16 protein-coding genes are annotated in these 17,821 nt (G+C 61.8%); 5 read left to right on the forward strand and 11 right to left on the reverse strand.

Going from position 1 to position 17,821, the window contains the following annotated elements; all coding sequences use genetic code 11:
- Entirely contained in the window at nt 1-1,251 is a 1,251-nt protein-coding gene (locus ABZE94_RS00105; protein ID WP_372873504.1) for a lipoprotein-releasing ABC transporter permease subunit, read from the reverse strand.
- A 95-nt stretch (nt 1,252-1,346) separates the two neighbouring features.
- Between ABZE94_RS00105 and ABZE94_RS00110 the strand changes: the two genes are divergently transcribed.
- Genes ABZE94_RS00110 through ABZE94_RS00120 form a run of 3 tightly spaced genes read left to right on the forward strand, consistent with a single transcriptional unit; the run spans nt 1,347 to nt 2,960 of the window.
- Nucleotides 1,347-1,928 carry a PilZ domain-containing protein gene (locus tag ABZE94_RS00110; RefSeq protein WP_372873505.1) on the forward strand — a complete coding sequence of 194 codons (582 nt, stop codon included), beginning with the start codon at nt 1,347-1,349 and terminating at the stop codon, nt 1,926-1,928.
- A gap of 10 nt (nt 1,929-1,938) precedes the next feature.
- Nucleotides 1,939-2,241, forward strand: a complete 303-nt coding sequence (locus tag ABZE94_RS00115; RefSeq protein ID WP_372873506.1) for a phosphodiesterase — start codon at nt 1,939-1,941, stop codon at nt 2,239-2,241.
- Nucleotides 2,238-2,960, forward strand: a complete 723-nt coding sequence (locus tag ABZE94_RS00120; RefSeq protein ID WP_372873507.1) for a glycerophosphodiester phosphodiesterase — start codon at nt 2,238-2,240, stop codon at nt 2,958-2,960. Before ABZE94_RS00115 ends, ABZE94_RS00120 begins: the two co-directional genes overlap by 4 nt.
- Before the next feature lie 201 nt (nt 2,961-3,161).
- On the opposite strand, the gene sthA is transcribed toward ABZE94_RS00120, so the two are convergent.
- From sthA to ABZE94_RS00165, 9 genes are all read right to left on the reverse strand, one after another.
- Nucleotides 3,162-4,556 (reverse strand): Si-specific NAD(P)(+) transhydrogenase, encoded by a 1,395-nt coding sequence (gene sthA / locus ABZE94_RS00125; RefSeq protein WP_372873508.1) that lies wholly within the window; start codon nt 4,554-4,556, stop codon nt 3,162-3,164.
- A gap of 125 nt (nt 4,557-4,681) precedes the next feature.
- On the reverse strand, nt 4,682-4,909 hold the full coding sequence (gene nqrM, locus ABZE94_RS00130; RefSeq protein WP_372873509.1) for a (Na+)-NQR maturation NqrM: 228 nt from the start codon (nt 4,907-4,909) through the stop codon (nt 4,682-4,684).
- Nucleotides 4,906-5,931 (reverse strand): FAD:protein FMN transferase, encoded by a 1,026-nt coding sequence (locus ABZE94_RS00135; protein WP_372873510.1) that lies wholly within the window; start codon nt 5,929-5,931, stop codon nt 4,906-4,908. Before ABZE94_RS00135 ends, nqrM begins: the two co-directional genes overlap by 4 nt.
- 2 nt (nt 5,932-5,933) lie before the next feature.
- Nucleotides 5,934-7,160, reverse strand: a complete 1,227-nt coding sequence (nqrF, locus tag ABZE94_RS00140; RefSeq protein WP_372873511.1) for an NADH:ubiquinone reductase (Na(+)-transporting) subunit F — start codon at nt 7,158-7,160, stop codon at nt 5,934-5,936.
- Between the two features lie 15 nt (nt 7,161-7,175).
- On the reverse strand, nt 7,176-7,784 hold the full coding sequence (gene nqrE, locus ABZE94_RS00145; RefSeq protein WP_372873512.1) for an NADH:ubiquinone reductase (Na(+)-transporting) subunit E: 609 nt from the start codon (nt 7,782-7,784) through the stop codon (nt 7,176-7,178).
- Complete coding sequence (locus ABZE94_RS00150) at nt 7,784-8,458, reverse strand: NADH:ubiquinone reductase (Na(+)-transporting) subunit D (protein ID WP_372873513.1); 675 nt, start codon at nt 8,456-8,458, stop codon at nt 7,784-7,786. The genes nqrE and ABZE94_RS00150 overlap by 1 nt, the downstream gene beginning before the upstream one ends.
- Nucleotides 8,455-9,243 carry a Na(+)-translocating NADH-quinone reductase subunit C gene (locus ABZE94_RS00155; RefSeq protein ID WP_372873514.1) on the reverse strand — a complete coding sequence of 263 codons (789 nt, stop codon included), beginning with the start codon at nt 9,241-9,243 and terminating at the stop codon, nt 8,455-8,457. The genes ABZE94_RS00150 and ABZE94_RS00155 overlap by 4 nt, the downstream gene beginning before the upstream one ends.
- A complete protein-coding gene (locus tag ABZE94_RS00160) occupies nt 9,236-10,447 on the reverse strand; it encodes an NADH:ubiquinone reductase (Na(+)-transporting) subunit B (protein WP_372873515.1) in 1,212 nt (403 codons plus the stop codon). Before ABZE94_RS00160 ends, ABZE94_RS00155 begins: the two co-directional genes overlap by 8 nt.
- 3 nt (nt 10,448-10,450) lie before the next feature.
- Nucleotides 10,451-11,788 (reverse strand): Na(+)-translocating NADH-quinone reductase subunit A, encoded by a 1,338-nt coding sequence (locus ABZE94_RS00165; RefSeq protein WP_372873516.1) that lies wholly within the window; start codon nt 11,786-11,788, stop codon nt 10,451-10,453.
- Nucleotides 11,789-12,060: 272 nt separating this feature from the next.
- On the opposite strand from ABZE94_RS00165, the gene ABZE94_RS00170 reads away from it, so the two are divergent.
- Entirely contained in the window at nt 12,061-12,621 is a 561-nt protein-coding gene (locus ABZE94_RS00170; protein ID WP_372873517.1) for a chalcone isomerase family protein, read from the forward strand.
- Between the two features lie 153 nt (nt 12,622-12,774).
- On the opposite strand, the gene ABZE94_RS00175 is transcribed toward ABZE94_RS00170, so the two are convergent.
- Complete coding sequence (locus ABZE94_RS00175; protein WP_372873518.1) at nt 12,775-14,241, reverse strand: glyceraldehyde-3-phosphate dehydrogenase; 1,467 nt, start codon at nt 14,239-14,241, stop codon at nt 12,775-12,777.
- 134 nt (nt 14,242-14,375) lie between these two features.
- Between ABZE94_RS00175 and mfd the strand changes: the two genes are divergently transcribed.
- The gene (mfd, locus tag ABZE94_RS00180; RefSeq protein ID WP_372873519.1) at nt 14,376-17,813 is read left to right on the forward strand and encodes a transcription-repair coupling factor; all 3,438 of its coding nucleotides are present in this window, start codon (nt 14,376-14,378) and stop codon (nt 17,811-17,813) included.
- Nucleotides 17,814-17,821: the final 8 nt, after the last annotated feature.

Consider the following 17,821-nt stretch of genomic DNA (forward strand, 5'->3'; position numbering starts at 1 on the left):
TCACTCATAACGCAGTGCCTCCGCGGGCTGGGTACGCGCCGCGCGCCAGGCCGGATAAAGGGTGGCGAGAAAACTCAGAACCAGCGCAGCGGCGCAGACCAGCAGTACATCCGCGAGCATCAGTTGCGATGGCAGGTAGTCGATGAAATAGACGTCTGCATTGAGAAAGCGCATGCCCAGCGCGCGCTCCAGCGCAGCGATACTGGCACTGACATTGAGTGCCGCGAAGATTCCCAGCAACGCGCCGATAAGGGTGCCGACCACGCCGATCACCGTGCCCTGGACCATGAAGATGGCCATGATTTGCCCAGGCGTGGCGCCGAGGGTGCGCAGGATGGCGATGTCGCCCTTCTTGTCCGTCACCACCATGACCAGCGTGGAGATGATGTTGAACGCGGCGACCGCCACTATCAGCAACAGCAGCAGGCCGATCATGGCCTTTTCCATGCGGATCGCCTGATACAGGTTGCCATGGGTACGGGTCCAGTCGCGGGCGTAATACTCGCGCTCGCCCAGGGATTGGGCCAACGCCCAGGCCGTGCGCGGCGCCTGAAACAGATCGGCGACCTTCAGGCGGATGCCCTGCACCTGATTCGCCTGGCGGCGCTGCAGGCGCGCCAGATCCTGCACATGGGTCATCGCCACGTAGCCATCGATCTCCCCGGCGCCGACATGAAAGATGCCAACCACGGTGAACCGCTTGAGCCGCGGAAACATGCCCGCCGGCGTTACCGTGACCTCGGGGGCGACGAAGGTGATCTTGTCGCCCAGGCTCACGCCCAGCTTGGCGGCTGCCTTGTCGCCAATGACAATGCCAAAGGCACCGGCTTCGAGGTCTTGCAAGCGACCTTGCTGAAAGAAATCGCCGATGATCGAAACCTTCGCTTCCTCGAGCGGATCGACGGCGTTGATCAACACCTTCTGCACCTTGCCCTCATGCGTGAGCAAGCCCTGCATCTGGCTGAATGGCGCAACGGCCAATACCTGCGGGTTCTCCAGCGCCTGGTCGGCGAGGCTGCGCCAATCATCGATGGCCGTCTCCGACTCGACAGTGGCGTGCGGCACCATACCCAGCACGCGGGTGCGCATCTCATGGTCGAAGCCGTTCATCACCGACAGCACCACGATCATCACGAGCACACCGAGTGCCAGCCCGATCATCGAAGTCAGGGAAATAAAGGACACGAAGTGATTGCGGCGTTTGGCGCGTGTGTAACGCGTACCTATATATACGAACAGGGGTCTGAACATGTCGGGGGCTGATTCGCGGGAAAGAGGAACGTCCTTGTGGCAGGGCCTGGCCAGCGGCCTTACACTCAGACCACTACTACTGCCATGGGTTCGCCATGTCGACTCAAGATGAAGATGACCGCCGCGAATACTATCGTATCGACGATACGATCGCACTGGAATTCACCCCGCTGTCGGGCGCCGAGGCGCTGGCCAGCGACGAACTTCACGACAACTCGCCACTGTTCAATCTGCTCAGCGAATTGCACCTGCTGGACTTCGAGTCACAGCACCTGCTGCGCCATATCAGCGAGCGCGACCGCACCCTGGCCAACTACCTCAAGGTGATCAACAAGCGCATCGACCTGCTCGGCCAGGCCGTGGCCCAGAGCCTGTTGCGCGACATCGGCACACCGCGGCGGGTCTGCCTTTCCGAGGGTGGGGTGAGTTTCAACAGCAGCCAGAACCTGGCCGTCGGCAGCCATCTGGCGATCAAGATAGTGCTGATGCCGCAGGCGCTCGGCCTGCTGTTGCGGGCCAAGGTGATTCACTGCCAGGCGCTCGCCGAGCAACAGTTCGAGATCGGCACCGAGTTCGAGGCCTTGACCGACGCACAGCGCCAGCTACTGGCCCGACATATCCTCCAGCGCCAAGCCCTGGAGCGCCGTCAGGCCCGTGAACAACCCCAGCCTCAGTGACGAGCCCCCCATGCCACGCCTCTTTCTAGCCTTGCTCCTGTGCCTGCCGTTCGGCGCCAACGCCGACACCCTGCAGATCCCCCTCGGCCAACAAGGTGCCGCCAGCGTGCAACTGCCGCACCGCGGCGAATCGCAACGTTCGGTTCTGGAGCGCTTCGGCCTGGCCGATGAAGAACACCCTGCGGTCGGCAGTCCGCCGATTAGCCGCTGGGATTACCGCGAGTTCAGTGTGTACTTCGAGTACGACCACGTGATCAACAGCGTGCGCCACCATCAGCCGCGCACCAGCGACCCTGCGAAGGAGCAACCGTGACCCTGATCTACGGCCACCGCGGCGCCAAAGGCGAAGCACCGGAAAACACCCTGACCAGCTTCCAGCAGTGTCTGGAACATGGCGTGCGCCGCTGCGAACTGGACCTGCACCAGTCGCGTGACGGCGAGTTGATGGTGATTCATGACCCGACCCTGAAACGCACCACCGGCCATCGCGGCAAGGTGGTCGAACACGACGCCGCCGACCTGGTGCGCTATGACGCGCGCAAAGGAGGCCCCGGCTGGAAAACCCCCTGCCCGATTCCCCGCCTGGCCGAACTGTTCGAGAAGTGCGCCTTCGAGCACTGGCAACTTGAAGTCAAGAGCGCCTCCAAAGCCCGCGCGGCGAAGATGGTCGAGGCGATTGCCGAGCTGACCGCGCGCTATGAGCTGACCGATAAAGTCACGGTCACCTCGAGTTCACGGGAAGTACTGAGTGCCCTCAAGCGCCTGACACCACAGCTTGCCCGCGGCCTGGTGGCCGAACACGCCTGGCTCGACCCGCTGAAAGTGGCCCAGCACTATGACTGCAACCTGCTGGCGTTGAACTGGACCCTGTGCACCCCGGAACGCCTGCTGAAAGCGCAGAAAGCCGGCTTGCATGTCTCGGTCTGGACGGTCAACGAACCGGCACTGATGCGCCGACTCGTCGATTTCGGCGTGGACAGCCTGATTACCGACTTCCCCGGCCTGGCGGTACAGACCCTGGGTGGCGCATAGCTTGGCTCGGGACGCGCAGCGATGAAGCCAGCCTTGTACTCGACTACCGCCACCTAAAAAGCGGGCAATAAAAAACCGGCCACACAAGGCCGGTTTTTCTATTGCTGCCTGATCAGAAGCTCTCCCGGTTCGGCCAGCGCCACGCCGGGGAGTCGCTGAACGGATCTTCCCCGACCGGCTCAGGCCACCGGTCGGAGCCGTTCAAAAAAGCCGGTTGAGGCCGTCGAACGCCGCTACCCGGTAAGCCTCGGCCATGGTCGGGTAGTTGAAGGTGGTGTTGACGAAATACTTGATGCTGTTGGCCTCGCCCTTCTGGTTCATGATCGCCTGACCGATGTGCACGATCTCCGAGGCCTGGTAGCCGAAGCAATGCACGCCGAGCACCTCGAGTGTCTCGCGGTGGAACAGGATCTTCAGCATGCCCACCGGCTCGTTGGAGATCTGCGCCCGCGCCATGCTCTTGAAGAACGCCTTGCCCACTTCGTAGGGAATCTTGGCCTGGGTCAGCTCGCGCTCGTTCTTGCCGATCGAACTGATCTCCGGGATGGTGTAGATGCCGGTCGGGACATCGTCGACGAAACGCCAGCTGTCGTTCTCGACGATATTGCCCGCGGCCGAACGCCCCTGGTCGTAGGCGGCACTGGCCAGACTCGGCCAACCGATCACGTCACCCGCAGCGAAGATGTTCGACACTTCGGTGCGGTAACTGTGGTCGACTTCTATCTGCCCGCGACTGTTGACCTTGATGCCGATGTTTTCCAGGCCGAGCTGGTCGGTGTTGCCGGTCCGACCGTTACACCAGAGCAAGGCATCGGCCTTGATCTTCTTGCCCGATTTGAGATGCAGAATCACGCCGTTATCGACACCTTCGATGCTCTCGTACTCTTCGTTATGGCGAATCAATACGTTGTTATTGCGCAGGTGATAGCTGAGCGCATCGGATATTTCCGCGTCGAGGAAGCTCAGCAGCTGGTCACGGTTGTCGATCAGGTCGACCAGCACGCCGAGGCCGCTGAAGATCGACGCATACTCGCAACCGATGACCCCGGCCCCGTAGATGATCAGCCGGCGCGGTGTGTGGCTGAGGGTGAGGATGGTGTCGCTGTCGTACACCCGCGGATGATGGAAGTTGACGTCCGCCGGACGATAGGGACGCGAGCCGGTGGCGATGACGATCTGCTTGGCCACCAGCTTTTCCACCACGCCATTGGCACAGACCACCTCGATGGTCTGCTCATCGGCAAAGCTGCCCGTTCCGAAGAACAGGTCGATGCGATTGCGCGCGTAGTAACCGGTGCGCGAGGCCACCTGCTTGGTGATCACCCGCTCGGCGCTTTTCAGCACATCGGGGAAGGAAAACCAGCGCGGCTCGCCGATCTGACGAAACATAGGGTTGGTGTTGAACTGCATGATCTGCCGCACCGAATGGCGCAACGCCTTGGACGGGATGGTGCCCAGGTGGGTGCAGTTGCCACCGACCTCGCGCCGGCTATCGACCACCGCCACCTTGCGCCCCGCCTTGGCGGCGTTCATTGCCGCGCCCTCTCCCGCTGGGCCCGAACCCAGCACCACTACGTCGTAGTTGTAGACCGCCATGTTTACTCCTTCAGATCACACCGGAGCGCTTGTGCCACACTCTCGGCAGGGCCGGCACTGCACCTGGGCAGTCCGGCAATCGATACGTGATTCGCCAGCCTGCCATGCAGGCCGGCAAATGGCGATTAGCGCTTGGTCGCGTCGTAGGCCTGCGCACCGGAGTTGCTCTGCGGCGCACTGTTTATCTCTTCGCACTTCTCACGGCTCCCGCCGCAAATCGAGCATTCCTTCTCGATGCCCAGATTGGCAATGCCACCACAGGAACCGGCAATCGGTTTACGCCCCATGATCACGCCAACGGCCATCAACGACACCACCAACAGCATGGTGAAAAATACGATCAACCAAATCATTGCTCTTCTCCTGCAGCGAATAGCCGCTCGAAAGCCGTGCTCCCCCGTGTGACGAAGCTCTCGCCCTCACGGGTCACGAAAAACGCGGCGATGCCGGCCTGTTCGGCGTAGGCCATCCCCCGCTCCGGCCCCAGCACCATCAGTACTGTAGACAAGCCATCGGCGCGTAAGGTCGACGGATCGGCGACCGTCACCGCGGCCAGCGTATGGGTGATGGGCGCACCGGTTTGCGGATCGAGCGTATGCGAGTAGCGCACGCCGTTTTCCTCGAAATAGTTGCGGTAATCACCCGAGGTGGAAATACCGTAACCATCCAGTTCTAGAATCTTCTGTGCCACCCGCTGATCATCGCGAGGTGCCTCGATGGCGATGCGCCAAGGCTGGCCATCCGGCTTCTTGCCGACGGCCTTGAGTTCCCCGGTGACATCCACCAGGTAGCTGGTGACGCCCAGCTCGGTCAGGCTGCTGACGATTCTCTCCACCGTGTAACCGGCGGCGATGCTGTTGAGATCCAGCTGCAGATCGACATCCTTGCACAACTGCTGCCCGTCGATGCGCAGATACCGGTAGCCGCTGCGCTGGCGCGCCTCGGCCAATTGCTCGGCACTCGGCACACGCTCGATCCGCGCCTGCGGACCGAAGCCCCACAGGTTGAGCAACGGCTCGAGGGTCGGATCGAAAGCGCCACCACTTTCCTCGGCCAACGCCAATCCCATGCGCACAACCTCGAGCACCCCGACAGGCACGTCCATACAACTGCCCGCCGGCGCCCGGTTGAACGTCGAGATCACCGAATCGTCGCGGTAAGTTGACATCTGCCGATCGACTTCAAGCAGAATCGCCTCGGTCGCGGCCTTCAGGCTCGGCGCATCGGCGACACCCTCGCCGGTGACATACTTGACCGAATAGGTGCTGCCCATGGTCGGGCCACCGAACTCCTCGACCGTCTCAGAATGCAAACAGCCCGTTAGGGCTGCCGCAAAAGCGACAGCGATAACGGGCCGGACTACCGCTGACTTCATGCTTAGCCGCCGAAGTCGTCGAGCAGGATGTTGTCCTCCTCCACACCCAGGTCGATCAGCATCTTGATCACGGCGGCGTTCATCATCGGCGGGCCGCACATGTAGAACTCGCAATCTTCCGGAGCCGGATGGTCCTTCAGGTAGTTCTCGAACAGCACGTTGTGGATGAAGCCCTTCATGCCGGTCCAGTTGTCTTCCGGCAACGGATCGGACAGCGCCAGATGCCACTTGAAGTTGTCGTTCTCGGCCTGCAGCTGGTCGTACTCTTCGACGTAGAAGGCTTCGCGCATGGAGCGCGCGCCGTACCAGAAGCTGATCTTGCGCTTGGACTTCAAACGCTTGAGCTGGTCGAAGATGTGCGAGCGCATCGGCGCCATGCCGGCACCGCCACCGACAAAGACCATCTCGGCATCGGTTTCCTTGGCGAAGAACTCGCCGAACGGACCGTACACGTCGATCTTGTCGCCCGGCTTGAGGCTGAACACATAGGAGCTCATCTTGCCCGGCGGCAGATCGTCCTTGCCCGGCGGCGGCGAGGCGATACGGATGTTGAACTTCACCAGCCCCACTTCTTCCGGGTAGTTGGCCATGGAATAGGCCCGGATCGTGGTCTCCTCGACCTTGGACACGTACTTCCACTGGTTGAACTTGTCCCAGTCGCCGCGATATTCCTCCTGGATATCGAAGTCCTTGTAGTGCACCTCGTGCGGCGGGCACTCCAGTTGCACGTAACCACCGGCACGGAAGTCGACGTTCTCGCCTTCCGGCAGTTTCAGCGTCAGCTCCTTGATGAAGGTGGCCACGTTCGGGTTGGACAACACCGTACATTCCCACTTCTTCACGCCGAAGACCTCTTCCGGCACCTCGATCTTCATGTCCTGCTTGACCGGGGTCTGGCAGGACAGACGCCAGCCAGCCTTGGCTTCGCGGCGGGTGAAGGCGGCTTCTTCGGTCGGCAGCATTTCGCCACCGCCTGTTTCCACCACGCACTTGCACTGGGCGCAGGTACCGCCACCACCACAAGCGGACGACAGGAAGATATTGTTGGCCGCCAGGGTCTGCAGCAACTTGCCGCCGGCTGGCACCACAATGGTTTTTTCGCCATTGATCTCGATGCTCACGTCACCACTGGAAACCAGCTGGGCGCGCGCAGCGATAATGATCAGCACCAACGCCAGCACAATGCCGGTGAACATGCCGATCGCGATGAAAATCTCGAAATTGATCATCTACTCATCCCTTCCTTACAACTGCACGCCGGAGAAGGACATGAAGCCCAGAGACATCAGACCGATGGTGATAAAGGTGATGCCCAGCCCCTGAAGACCCGCTGGCACGTCACTGTACTTGAGCTTCTCGCGAATCCCCGCCAGAGCGGCAATCGCCAACGCCCAGGACACACCGGCCCCGACACCATAAACGGTGCTTTCCGCCAGGTTGTAGTCGCGCTCGACCATGAACAGCGAGCCGCCCATGATCGCGCAGTTCACCGTGATCAACGGCAGGAATACGCCGAGCGCGTTGTACAGCGAGGGCACGTACTTATCCAGGGTCATCTCGAGGATCTGTACGATCGCAGCGATCACGCCGATGAAGGTCAGCAAGCCGAGGAAGCTCAGATCGACCTGCGGATACCCGGCCCAGGCCAGCGCACCATCCCTGAGCAGATTGGTGTAGATCAGGTTGTTCACCGGCATGGTGATACCCAGCACCACGACCACGGCAATACCGAGGCCGATAGCCGTTTCGACCTTTTTCGAAATGGCAATGAAGGTACACATGCCGAGGAAGAACGCCAGCGCCATGTTCTCGACGAACACCGCACGGACGAACAGACTGATGTAGTGCTCCATTAGTAGGCCTCCTTGCTGGATACCTGAGGCGCCATCTTGAAGCTCGGCTTCTCGATCTGGTCGGTCTTCCAGACGCGAACCCCCCAGATGAACAGGCCGATCAGGAAGAACGCCGACGGCGGCAGCAAGAGCATGCCGTTAGGCTGGTACCAGCCGCCGTCGTTGATCACCGGAATGATCTCGTAACCCATCAGTTTGCCGGCACCGAACAGCTCGCGGATGATGCCCAGGGCAATCAACATGGCGCTGTAACCGAGGCCGTTACCGATACCGTCGAAGAACGACAGCACCGGCGGGTTCTGCATGGCAAAGGCCTCTGCGCGACCCATCACGATGCAGTTGGTGATGATCAGGCCGACGAACACCGACAGCTGTTTGGACAGGCTGAAGGCATAGGCCTTGAGCACCTGGTCGACCACGATCACCAGGGACGCGATGATCACCATCTGCACGATCATGCGGATCGAGCCGGGAATCTGGCTGCGAATCATCGAGATGAACAGGTTGGAGAACCCGGTCACCAGGGTCAACGCCGCCGACATCACCAGCGCGGTTTTCAGGTTCGAGGTCACCGCCAGGGCCGAGCAGATGCCGAGGATCTGCAGGCCGATGGGGTTGTTGTTGAAGATCGGATCCAACAGTACTTGTTTGATCGTAGGTTGCGACATGATCAAGCCTCCCCTGCGCGCAGGTTCGCAATAAACGGACCGAAGCCATTCTGGCCGAGCCAGAACTTCAGCAGGTTGTCCACGCCCTTGCTGGTCAGGGTGGCGCCCGCCAGGCCATCGACCTGATGCTCAGCCTTGGGACTCTGTGGATCGACACCACCCTTGACGATTTGCACGGCCAGCTTGCCGTCCTCGTCGAACAGGGTCTTGCCCGGCCATTGGCCTTTCCACTTCGGGTTGTCGACTTCACCGCCCAGACCCGGGGTCTCGCCGTGCTGGTAGAAGCCCATGCCGACCACGGTGTTCAGATCGCCTTTGACCGCGATGAAACCATGCAGGGTCGACCACAGGCCGTAGCCACGCACCGGCAGGATCAGGGTTTCGACCTGCCCCTCCTTCTCCACCATATAAACAGTGCTGAAACGTTCCTGGCGCTTGATCCCGGCGATGTCTTCACTGCTCTTGAGCACGGAGGACAGCTTGGGATCCTTGGAGGCCTTCAGCGGATCGAAGGTGACTGGATCCTTGGCGTCGGAAAAAGTCCCCGACTCCAGATCGACCAGCTTGGCCTTGATCGTGCTTTTGAACATATCCTTGACCTGGGCGCTGGACATGTCCGGCGCGCCCAACCCGGCAATCGCCAGGATGCTGCGCTGTTTATCCAGCAGGCTGTTTTCCACCTGGGTCGGCTTGAGCGCCACGGCGGCCCCGGCGACGAACACCGAGCACACCAGGCACACCAGCAGGGCCACCGTCAGCGTGCGTGCGGTGGATTCTTTTTGACTAGACATTGCGTGCCAGCCTCCGCTTGATATTGGCTTGAACGACGAAATGGTCGATCAGAGGAGCGAACAGGTTGGCGAACAGAATCGCCAGCATCATGCCTTCCGGGAACGCAGGGTTGACCACGCGGATCAACACCACCATCACGCCGATCAAGGCACCGAAAATCCACTTGCCGGTATTGGTCATGGATGCCGACACCGGGTCGGTGGCCATGAACAACATGCCGAAGGCGAAACCACCGACCACCAGATGCCAGTGCCAGGGCATGGCAAACATCGGGTTGGTGGTCGAACCCAGGGCGTTGAACAGCAGGCTGAGACCGATCATGCCCAACATCACGCCGGCGACGATGCGCCAGGAAGCGATCTTGGTGAGCAACAGCACACCGCCGCCGAGCAGGATCGCCAGGGTGCTGGTTTCGCCCAGGGAGCCGTGAATGGTGCCGACGAAGGCGTCCATCCAGGTAATGCCCTGACCGATCACGTTTTCGATTCCGCCGGACGCAGCCAGGCTCAGCGCGGTGGCACCGGCGAAGCCGTCGACCGCGGTCCAGACCGCATCGCCGGACATCTGCGCCGGGTAGGCGAAGAACAGGAAGGCACGGCCGGTCAGCGCCGGGTTGAGGAAGTTCTTGCCAGTACCACCGAACACTTCCTTGCCGATCACCACACCGAAGCTGATGCCCAGGGCGACCTGCCACAGCGGAATGCTCGGCGGCAGGATCAGGGCGAACAGCACCGACGTGACGAAGAAGCCTTCATTGACTTCATGTTTGCGGATCGAGGCGAACAATACCTCCCAGAAACCGCCGACGATGAAGATCACCGCATAGACCGGCAGGAACCAGGCGGCGCCCTGGACAAAGTTGTCCCACAGGCTGTTCGGGTCGAAACCGGCCAGCGCGCTGATCAAGGCAAAGTGCCAACCTTCCTGGGCCGCCAACAGCTCGGGGCTCTGGGCGAAAATCAGGTTGGCCTGATAACCGGTGTTCCACATGCCGAAGAACATCGCCGGGAAGGTGCACAACCAGACGATGATCATCATGCGCTTGAGGTCGATGCCGTCACGCACGTGGGCAGTGGTTTTGGTCACGCTACCGGGACGATAGAGGAAGGTGTCGACCGCCTCGTACAAGGCGTACCACTTCTCGTACCTGCCACCCTTCTCGAAGTTGTGCTCGATCTTGTTGAGGAATTCGCGAATACCCATGGGTTAACCCTCCTTCTCGATACGGGCGAGGTTATCGCGCAGGATCGGGCCGTATTCATATTTGCCGGCACAGACATAGCTGCACAGCGCCAGGTCTTCTTCGTCGAGCTCCAGGCAGCCCAGTTTCTGAGCCATCTCGGTGTCGCCAACGATCAGGTAGCGCAACAGTTGCGTCGGCAGCACATCCAGCGGCATCACTTCTTCGTAGTTGCCGACCGGCACCATGGCACGCGGGCTGCCATTGGTGGTGGTGGAAAAGGCGAACTTCTTCGCCGCCGCCAGCTTGGAAACGAACACATTGAGCACCGAATGCTTGTTCACCCCGGCGCGCAGGTAATGCAGCATCTCGCGGTCATTCCCCTCTGCCAGGCACGACACCTGCAAGTGGTAACGCCCCAGGTAGGCGAAGGCGCCCTGAGCGGTACGCCCGCCCAGCACCGAGCCGGAAACCACGCGGTTATAGCCCGACTGCAGTTGGCCGGCAGTCAGCTCATCCAGACTGGCACCCAGGCGGGTCCGCAGCAGACGCGGCTGCTCGACCACCGGGCCGGCCAGGGCGACTACGCGCTCGACCCACAACTGCCCGGTAGTGAACAGCTTGCCGACGGCAATCACGTCCTGATAGTTGATCGACCAGACGCTCTTGCTGGCACCGACCGGATCGAGAAAGTGGATATGGGTGCCCGCCAGACCAGCCGGATGCGGACCGGCAAAAGCCTCGGTCTGCACCTTGCTCAGTTGTTCGCCCGGCAGCTTGCTGCCCTCGGCCTTGCACAGGAAGACCTTGGCCAGATTGCCCAGCACCTTGAGACCGTTTTCGAAATCGGCGGCATATTCGCCGATGACCACGGCCGGATCGGCCGCCAACGGCTGGGTGTCCATGGCCGTGACGAAAATCGAGCGGGGCTGCGCGTCTACCGCAGGCACCTTGCTGAACGGACGCGTGCGCAGCGCAGTCCAGAGACCGGACTGCTGCAGGTTCTGGCGAACCTGCTCAGCACTCAACCCGTCCAACTGGGCCAGCGGATAGCTGGCGAAGGTCAGTTGCTCATCGCCGTCCAGGTCGATCACCAGCGACTGCAACACGCGCTTCTCGCCGCGATGAATCGCACTGACCACCCCGGCGCCTGGCGCAGTGTAATCAACCCCTGGCGACTTCTTATCGGAGAACAGCACCTGACCGAGTTTGACTCGATCGCCGACCTGCACCTGCATCGTCGGCTTCATGCCGTGATAATCGAAGCCGACGATGGCGACACTGCGTACCGGCCTTGCAGCCTCTATACGCTGCGCCGGCGCGCCTGTTATGGGCAAATCAAGCCCATGTTTCAATTTGATCATAGGTTTGCCTAACCACTGATTTATAAGCTTTTTTTAGAATACGGGCGGCATCTGGATGCTTAATAGCCATATTCACGCCAATAATGCTATTGACGTGAATAATGATGCCGAGCGCGGGTAAAAAATCCGCTTGATTATAAAGACGCGCCCCTCAACTGACCACCCAAGTGCTGGCTTATTTTGGGTTTTCCGTAACAGGGCGCAACAGTCCAAACTTGACTGGAATCATTGCACGGGTGCAATGACAGCTACCCGCCTCCCGGAGTCATCGCATGCACAAACTACTGGCGCTTAGCACCCTACTCCTGTTCAGCCCCGCCCTGCTCGCCGACCCTGGCGAGCGTTTGCGTGAGGCGAACTTCGCCGCCCAGGCGACCCTGGAGCGAGCCAGCCTGGAGCGCAAGAACCAAAGCGTTCTGCGCTACCTGTGGGTCGACGTCTACGCCGCCGCCCTCTATGCAGAACCCAAGGTCAGCGCCGCCCGGGCCCTTGACCGGCAACGCAGCAAGCGCCTGGAACTCTACTACTTCCGCAAAATCCAGCGCGACGACGTGATCGAGGCCGCCTGGACCACGCTGAGCAGGCAACATGACACCGCCGCGCTCGCGCGCCTGCGCAGCGACCTGGACGCCTTGCACGCGAGCTTCCTGGATATCGAGCCGGGCGACCGCTATGCCCTCAATTACACCGCTGCCAGCGGACTGAGCCTGGAGCGCAACGGCAAGATCGCCTTTACCAGCACCGACCCGGAGCTGGCCAGCGTCTACCTGGGCCTCTGGCTGGCGCCCAACGGACTGTCGGACAGCCTGCGCAGCGACCTGCTCGACGACTGACCGGCAAGCCTGGATAAAAAAGCCTACGGGAGCCGCAGCTCTTCGCAGGAGCCAGGGGCTGTGTTCTGGCCCGCCAGCCATTGCAACGACCAATTGGGGCATAGCCATAAAAAACGGGAGCCGAGGCTCCCGTTTTTCAATTGCCGCTAGCGCTTAGTGCGGAAAAGCCGGCGGATTGACCCCGACCATGTCTTCCATCACGCGCACCACCTGGCAGCTGTAGCCAAACTCGTTGTCGTACCACACATAGAGCACGACACGATTGTCATTGGCGATGGTCGCTTCGGCATCCACCACGCCGGCGTGACGCGATCCGACGAAGTCGGTGGAGACCACCTCCTGGGAATTGACGAAATCGATCTGCTTGTGCAGATCCGAGTGCAGCGCCATGTAACGCAGGTACTCGTTCATCTCTTCGCGGGTTGCGGCCTTTTCCAGGTTCAGGTTGAGGATGGCCATGGACACGTTCGGCGTCGGCACGCGGATGGCGTTACCGGTCAACTTGCCCTTGAGTACCGGCAGCGCCTTGGCGGCGGCCGTGGCGGCACCGGTCTCGGTGATTACCATGTTCAGCGCGGCACTACGACCACGACGACTGCCCTTGTGGAAGTTGTCGATCAGGTTCTGGTCGTTGGTGTACGAGTGCACGGTTTCGACGTGACCATTGATGATGCCGTACTTGTCATTCACCGCCTTGAGCACCGGCACGATGGCGTTGGTGGTGCAGGAAGCCGCGGAAACGATCTTGTCGTCGGCGGTGATGTCGCCATGGTTGATGCCATGCACGATGTTCTTCAACGCGCCCTTGCCGGGCGCCGTCAGCACCACGCGAGCGATGCCCGGGCAGGCCAGGTGCTGGCTCAAGCCCTCGGCGTCACGCCACACACCGGTGTTGTCCACCAGCAGCGCGTTGTCGATACCGTACTGGGTATAATCGACTTCGCTGGGCGACTTGGCATAAATCACCTGGATCAGGTTGCCATTGGCGGTGATGGTGTTGTTTTCCTCGTCGACGACGATGGTGCCGTCGAACGGACCGTGCACCGAGTCACGCCGCAACAGGCTGGCGCGCTTGTCCAGATCGTTCTCTGCGCCCTTGCGCACGACAATCGCGCGCAGGCGCAGGCCATCACCGCCACCGGTCTTCTCGATCAGGATGCGTGCCAGCAGGCGACCGATACGGCCGAAACCATAGAGCACCACATCGGTGCCCTTGCGGGCCACGACATTCTGCTGACCGGCTACCGGCTCCAGTTCGTCGCGCACGAACTGCTCGATGCTGCGGCCATTGGCCTCTTCCAGGTACTTGGCCATCATCCGGCCCAGGTCCACGGAAGCGGCGCCCAGCTTGAGCTCGCTCATGGTCTTGAGCATCGGAAAGGTGTCATGCACCGACAGTTCGGCATCGCCATCCAGACGGTGGCGGGCGTAGCGGTGGGCCTTGAGAATCTGAATGACCGAACGGTTGATCAGGCTACGACCGTAGATCGAGGTGACTACGTTGTTGTTGCGGTAGAGTTGACCAATCAAGGGAATCATCGCTTCTGCGAGGGCTTCACGATCGATCCACTCACCGAGACACTGGTCGGGCTTCTGATTCACGGGCAGTACCTTCCACATGTAGGGGCTGAAAAAAGGGGCTACATTATGACGGCGTAGACAATCGCCGGCAATCTGCAACGGACGAAACACTGACAGCAACCAGCGCGGATAGTTACAATCGCGGGCCAAGTCGCCATGCCCGTGAGCCGCCCGTGTCCGTACTGCGTCTACCGTCCCTGCCCGCCACCGCCGGGAAACAGCACTGGGGCAACCTGCCCGGTGCCGCCTTGAGCCTGGCGATTGCCGAAGCCGCCAGCGCGGCCAAGCGCTTCACCCTGCTACTGACTGCCGACAGCCAGAACGCCGAGCGCCTGGAGCAGGAGCTTAGTTTCTTCGCCCCGGAGCTGCCGGTTCTGCACTTCCCCGACTGGGAAACCCTGCCCTACGACCTGTTTTCACCGCATCAAGACATCATCTCGCAGCGCATTGCCGCGCTCTATCGCCTGCCAGAGCTGAAACATGGCGTCCTGGTAGTGCCGATCACCACTGCCCTACACCGCCTGGCCCCCAAGCGTTTTCTGCTCGGCAGCAGCCTGGTGCTGGACGCCGGCCAGAAGCTCGACGTCAAGGACATGCGCACCCGCCTGGAAGCGGCGGGCTATCGCTGCGTCGACACGGTCTACGAACATGGCGAGTTCGCCGTGCGCGGCGCCCTGATCGACCTGTTCCCGATGGGCAGCGAGCAGCCGTTTCGCATCGACCTGTTCGACGACGAGATAGAAAGCCTGCGCACCTTCGACCCGGAAACCCAGCGCTCGATCGACAAGGTCGAGTCGATCAAACTGCTGCCGGCCCGCGAATTTCCGCTGGAGAAAAAAGCCGTCGGCGATTTTCGCGGGCGCTTTCGCGAGCGCTTCGACGTCGACTTCCGCCGCTGCCCGATCTACCAGGACCTGTCCACCGGCATCACCCCGGCCGGCATCGAGTACTACCTGCCGCTGTTCTTCGAAGAAACCGCGACCCTGTTCGACTACCTGCCGCAGGACACCCAGGTGTTTTCCCTGCCCGGCGTGGAAAAGGCCGCCGAGCAGTTCTGGAACGATGCACGCAACCGCTACGAGGAGCGCCGGGTCGATCCCGAACGCCCGCTGCTGCCGCCGGCGGACATCTTCCTGCCGGTCGAAGACTGCTTCGCCCGCCTGAAAGACTGGCCACGGGTCGTCATCAGCGAGCAAGACATCGAACCGGGCGTCGGCCGCCAGCGCTTCAACGCCCAGCCCTTGCCCGACCTGGCGATCCAGGCCAAGGCCAGCGAACCCCTGGCCGCCCTGCGCCGCTTCATCGAGGAGTATCAGGGCCGCGTGCTGTTCTGCGCCGAGTCTGCCGGGCGCCGCGAAGTGCTGCTGGAGCTGCTCGCCCGCCTCAAGCTCAAACCCAGAGAAGTGGCCAACTGGCCGGAGTTCACCGCCAGCGAGGAACGCCTGGGTATCTGCATCGCCCCGCTCGACCACGGTTTGGTGCTCGACGACTTGGCCCTGATCGCCGAGAGCCCGCTGTTCGGCCAACGGGTGATGCAGCGCCGCCGCCGCGAGAAGTCGCGCGACGGCGGCGACAATGTGATCAAGAACCTCACCGAACTGCGCGAAGGGGCGCCCGTGGTGCATATCGATCACGGCGTCGGTCGCTACCTGGGCCTGGTCACCCTGGAGATCGACGGCCAGGCCGCCGAATTCCTCGCCCTGATGTACGCCGAGGAAGCCAAGCTCTATGTGCCGGTGGCCAGCCTGCACCTGATCGCCCGCTACACCGGCAGCGACGATGCCCTCGCCCCACTGCACCGCCTCGGCTCGGAAATATGGCAGAAAGCCAAGCGCAAGGCTGCCGAACAGGTGCGCGACGTGGCGGCCGAACTGCTCGACATCTATGCCCGACGCGCCGCCCGCGAGGGCTATGCCTTCGCCGACCCGCAGCTCGACTACGTGACCTTCAGTGCCGGCTTCCCGTTCGAGGAAACCCCGGACCAGCAAACCGCCATCGACGCGGTGCGCGACGACATGCTCTCGGCCAAGCCGATGGATCGCCTGATCTGCGGCGATGTCGGCTTCGGCAAGACCGAAGTGGCCATGCGCGCCGCCTTCATCGCCGTGCACAGCGGTCGCCAGGTTGCCGTGCTGGTGCCGACCACCCTGCTCGCCCAGCAGCACTACAACAGCTTTCGCGACCGCTTCGCCGACTGGCCGGTGAATGTCGAGGTGATGAGCCGCTTCAAGAGCCCCAAGGAAGTCGCCAGCGCCATGCAGCAGCTGAGCGAGGGCAAGGTCGACATCGTCATCGGCACCCACAAGCTGCTGCAGGGCGACGTCCAGTTCAACAACCTGGGCCTGGTGATCATCGATGAGGAACACCGTTTCGGCGTGCGCCAGAAGGAACAGCTCAAGGCCCTGCGCAGCGAGGTGGACATCCTCACCCTCACCGCCACGCCGATTCCGCGCACCCTGAACATGGCCGTGGCGGGCATGCGCGACCTGTCGATCATTGCCACGCCGCCGGCGCGCCGGCTGTCGGTGCGCACCTTCGTCATGGAGCAGAACAACCCGACCATCAAGGAAGCCCTGCTGCGCGAGCTGCTGCGTGGTGGCCAGGTCTACTACCTGCACAACGATGTGAAGAGCATCGAGAAATGCGCGGCCGAACTCGCCGAACTGGTGCCGGAAGCGCGTATCGGCATCGGCCACGGGCAGATGCGCGAGCGCGAACTGGAACAGGTAATGGGCGACTTCTACCACAAGCGCTTCAACGTGCTGATCGCCTCGACCATCATCGAGACCGGCATCGACGTGCCCAGCGCCAACACCATCATCATCGAGCGCGCCGACAAGTTCGGCCTGGCCCAACTGCACCAACTGCGCGGCCGGGTCGGGCGCAGCCACCACCAGGCCTACGCCTACCTGCTGACGCCGCCGCGCAAGCAGATGACCGACGACGCACAGAAGCGCCTCGAGGCGATCTCCGGCGCCCAGGATCTCGGCGCCGGCTTCCTCCTGGCCACCCACGACCTGGAAATCCGCGGCGCCGGCGAGCTGCTCGGCGACGGCCAGAGCGGGCAGATCCAGGCGGTGGGCTTCACCCTCTATATGGAAATGCTCGAACGCGCGGTGAAAGCCATCCGCAAGGGCGAGCAACCCAACCTCGAGCAACCACTGGGAGGCGGCCCGGAGATCAACCTGAGGGTAGCGGCGCTGATTCCCGAAGACTATCTGCCGGATGTGCATGCGCGACTGATCCTCTACAAGCGCATCGCGTCGGCTGCCGACGCAGACGGCCTGAAAGAACTGCAGGTGGAAATGATCGACCGCTTCGGCCTGCTGCCGGAACCGACCAAGAACCTGGTGCGCCTGACCCTGCTGAAACTGCAGGCGGAAGAGCTCGGCATCAAGAAGGTCGATGCTGGCCCACAAGGCGGCCGCATCGAATTCGCCGCCGATACCTGTGTCGATCCCCTGACCCTGATCAAGCTGATCCAGGGCGCGCCCAGCCGCTACAAGTTCGAAGGCGCCACCTTGTTCAAATTCCAGGTGCCGATGGAGCGCCCGGAACATCGCTTCGACACCCTGGAAGCGCTATTCGAGCGCCTGACTCCCTCTGCCTAAAGGATTGA

This window comes from Pseudomonas sp. (assembly GCF_041601375.1).
In the GTDB taxonomy this organism is placed as follows: Bacteria; Pseudomonadota; Gammaproteobacteria; order Pseudomonadales; family Pseudomonadaceae; genus Aquipseudomonas.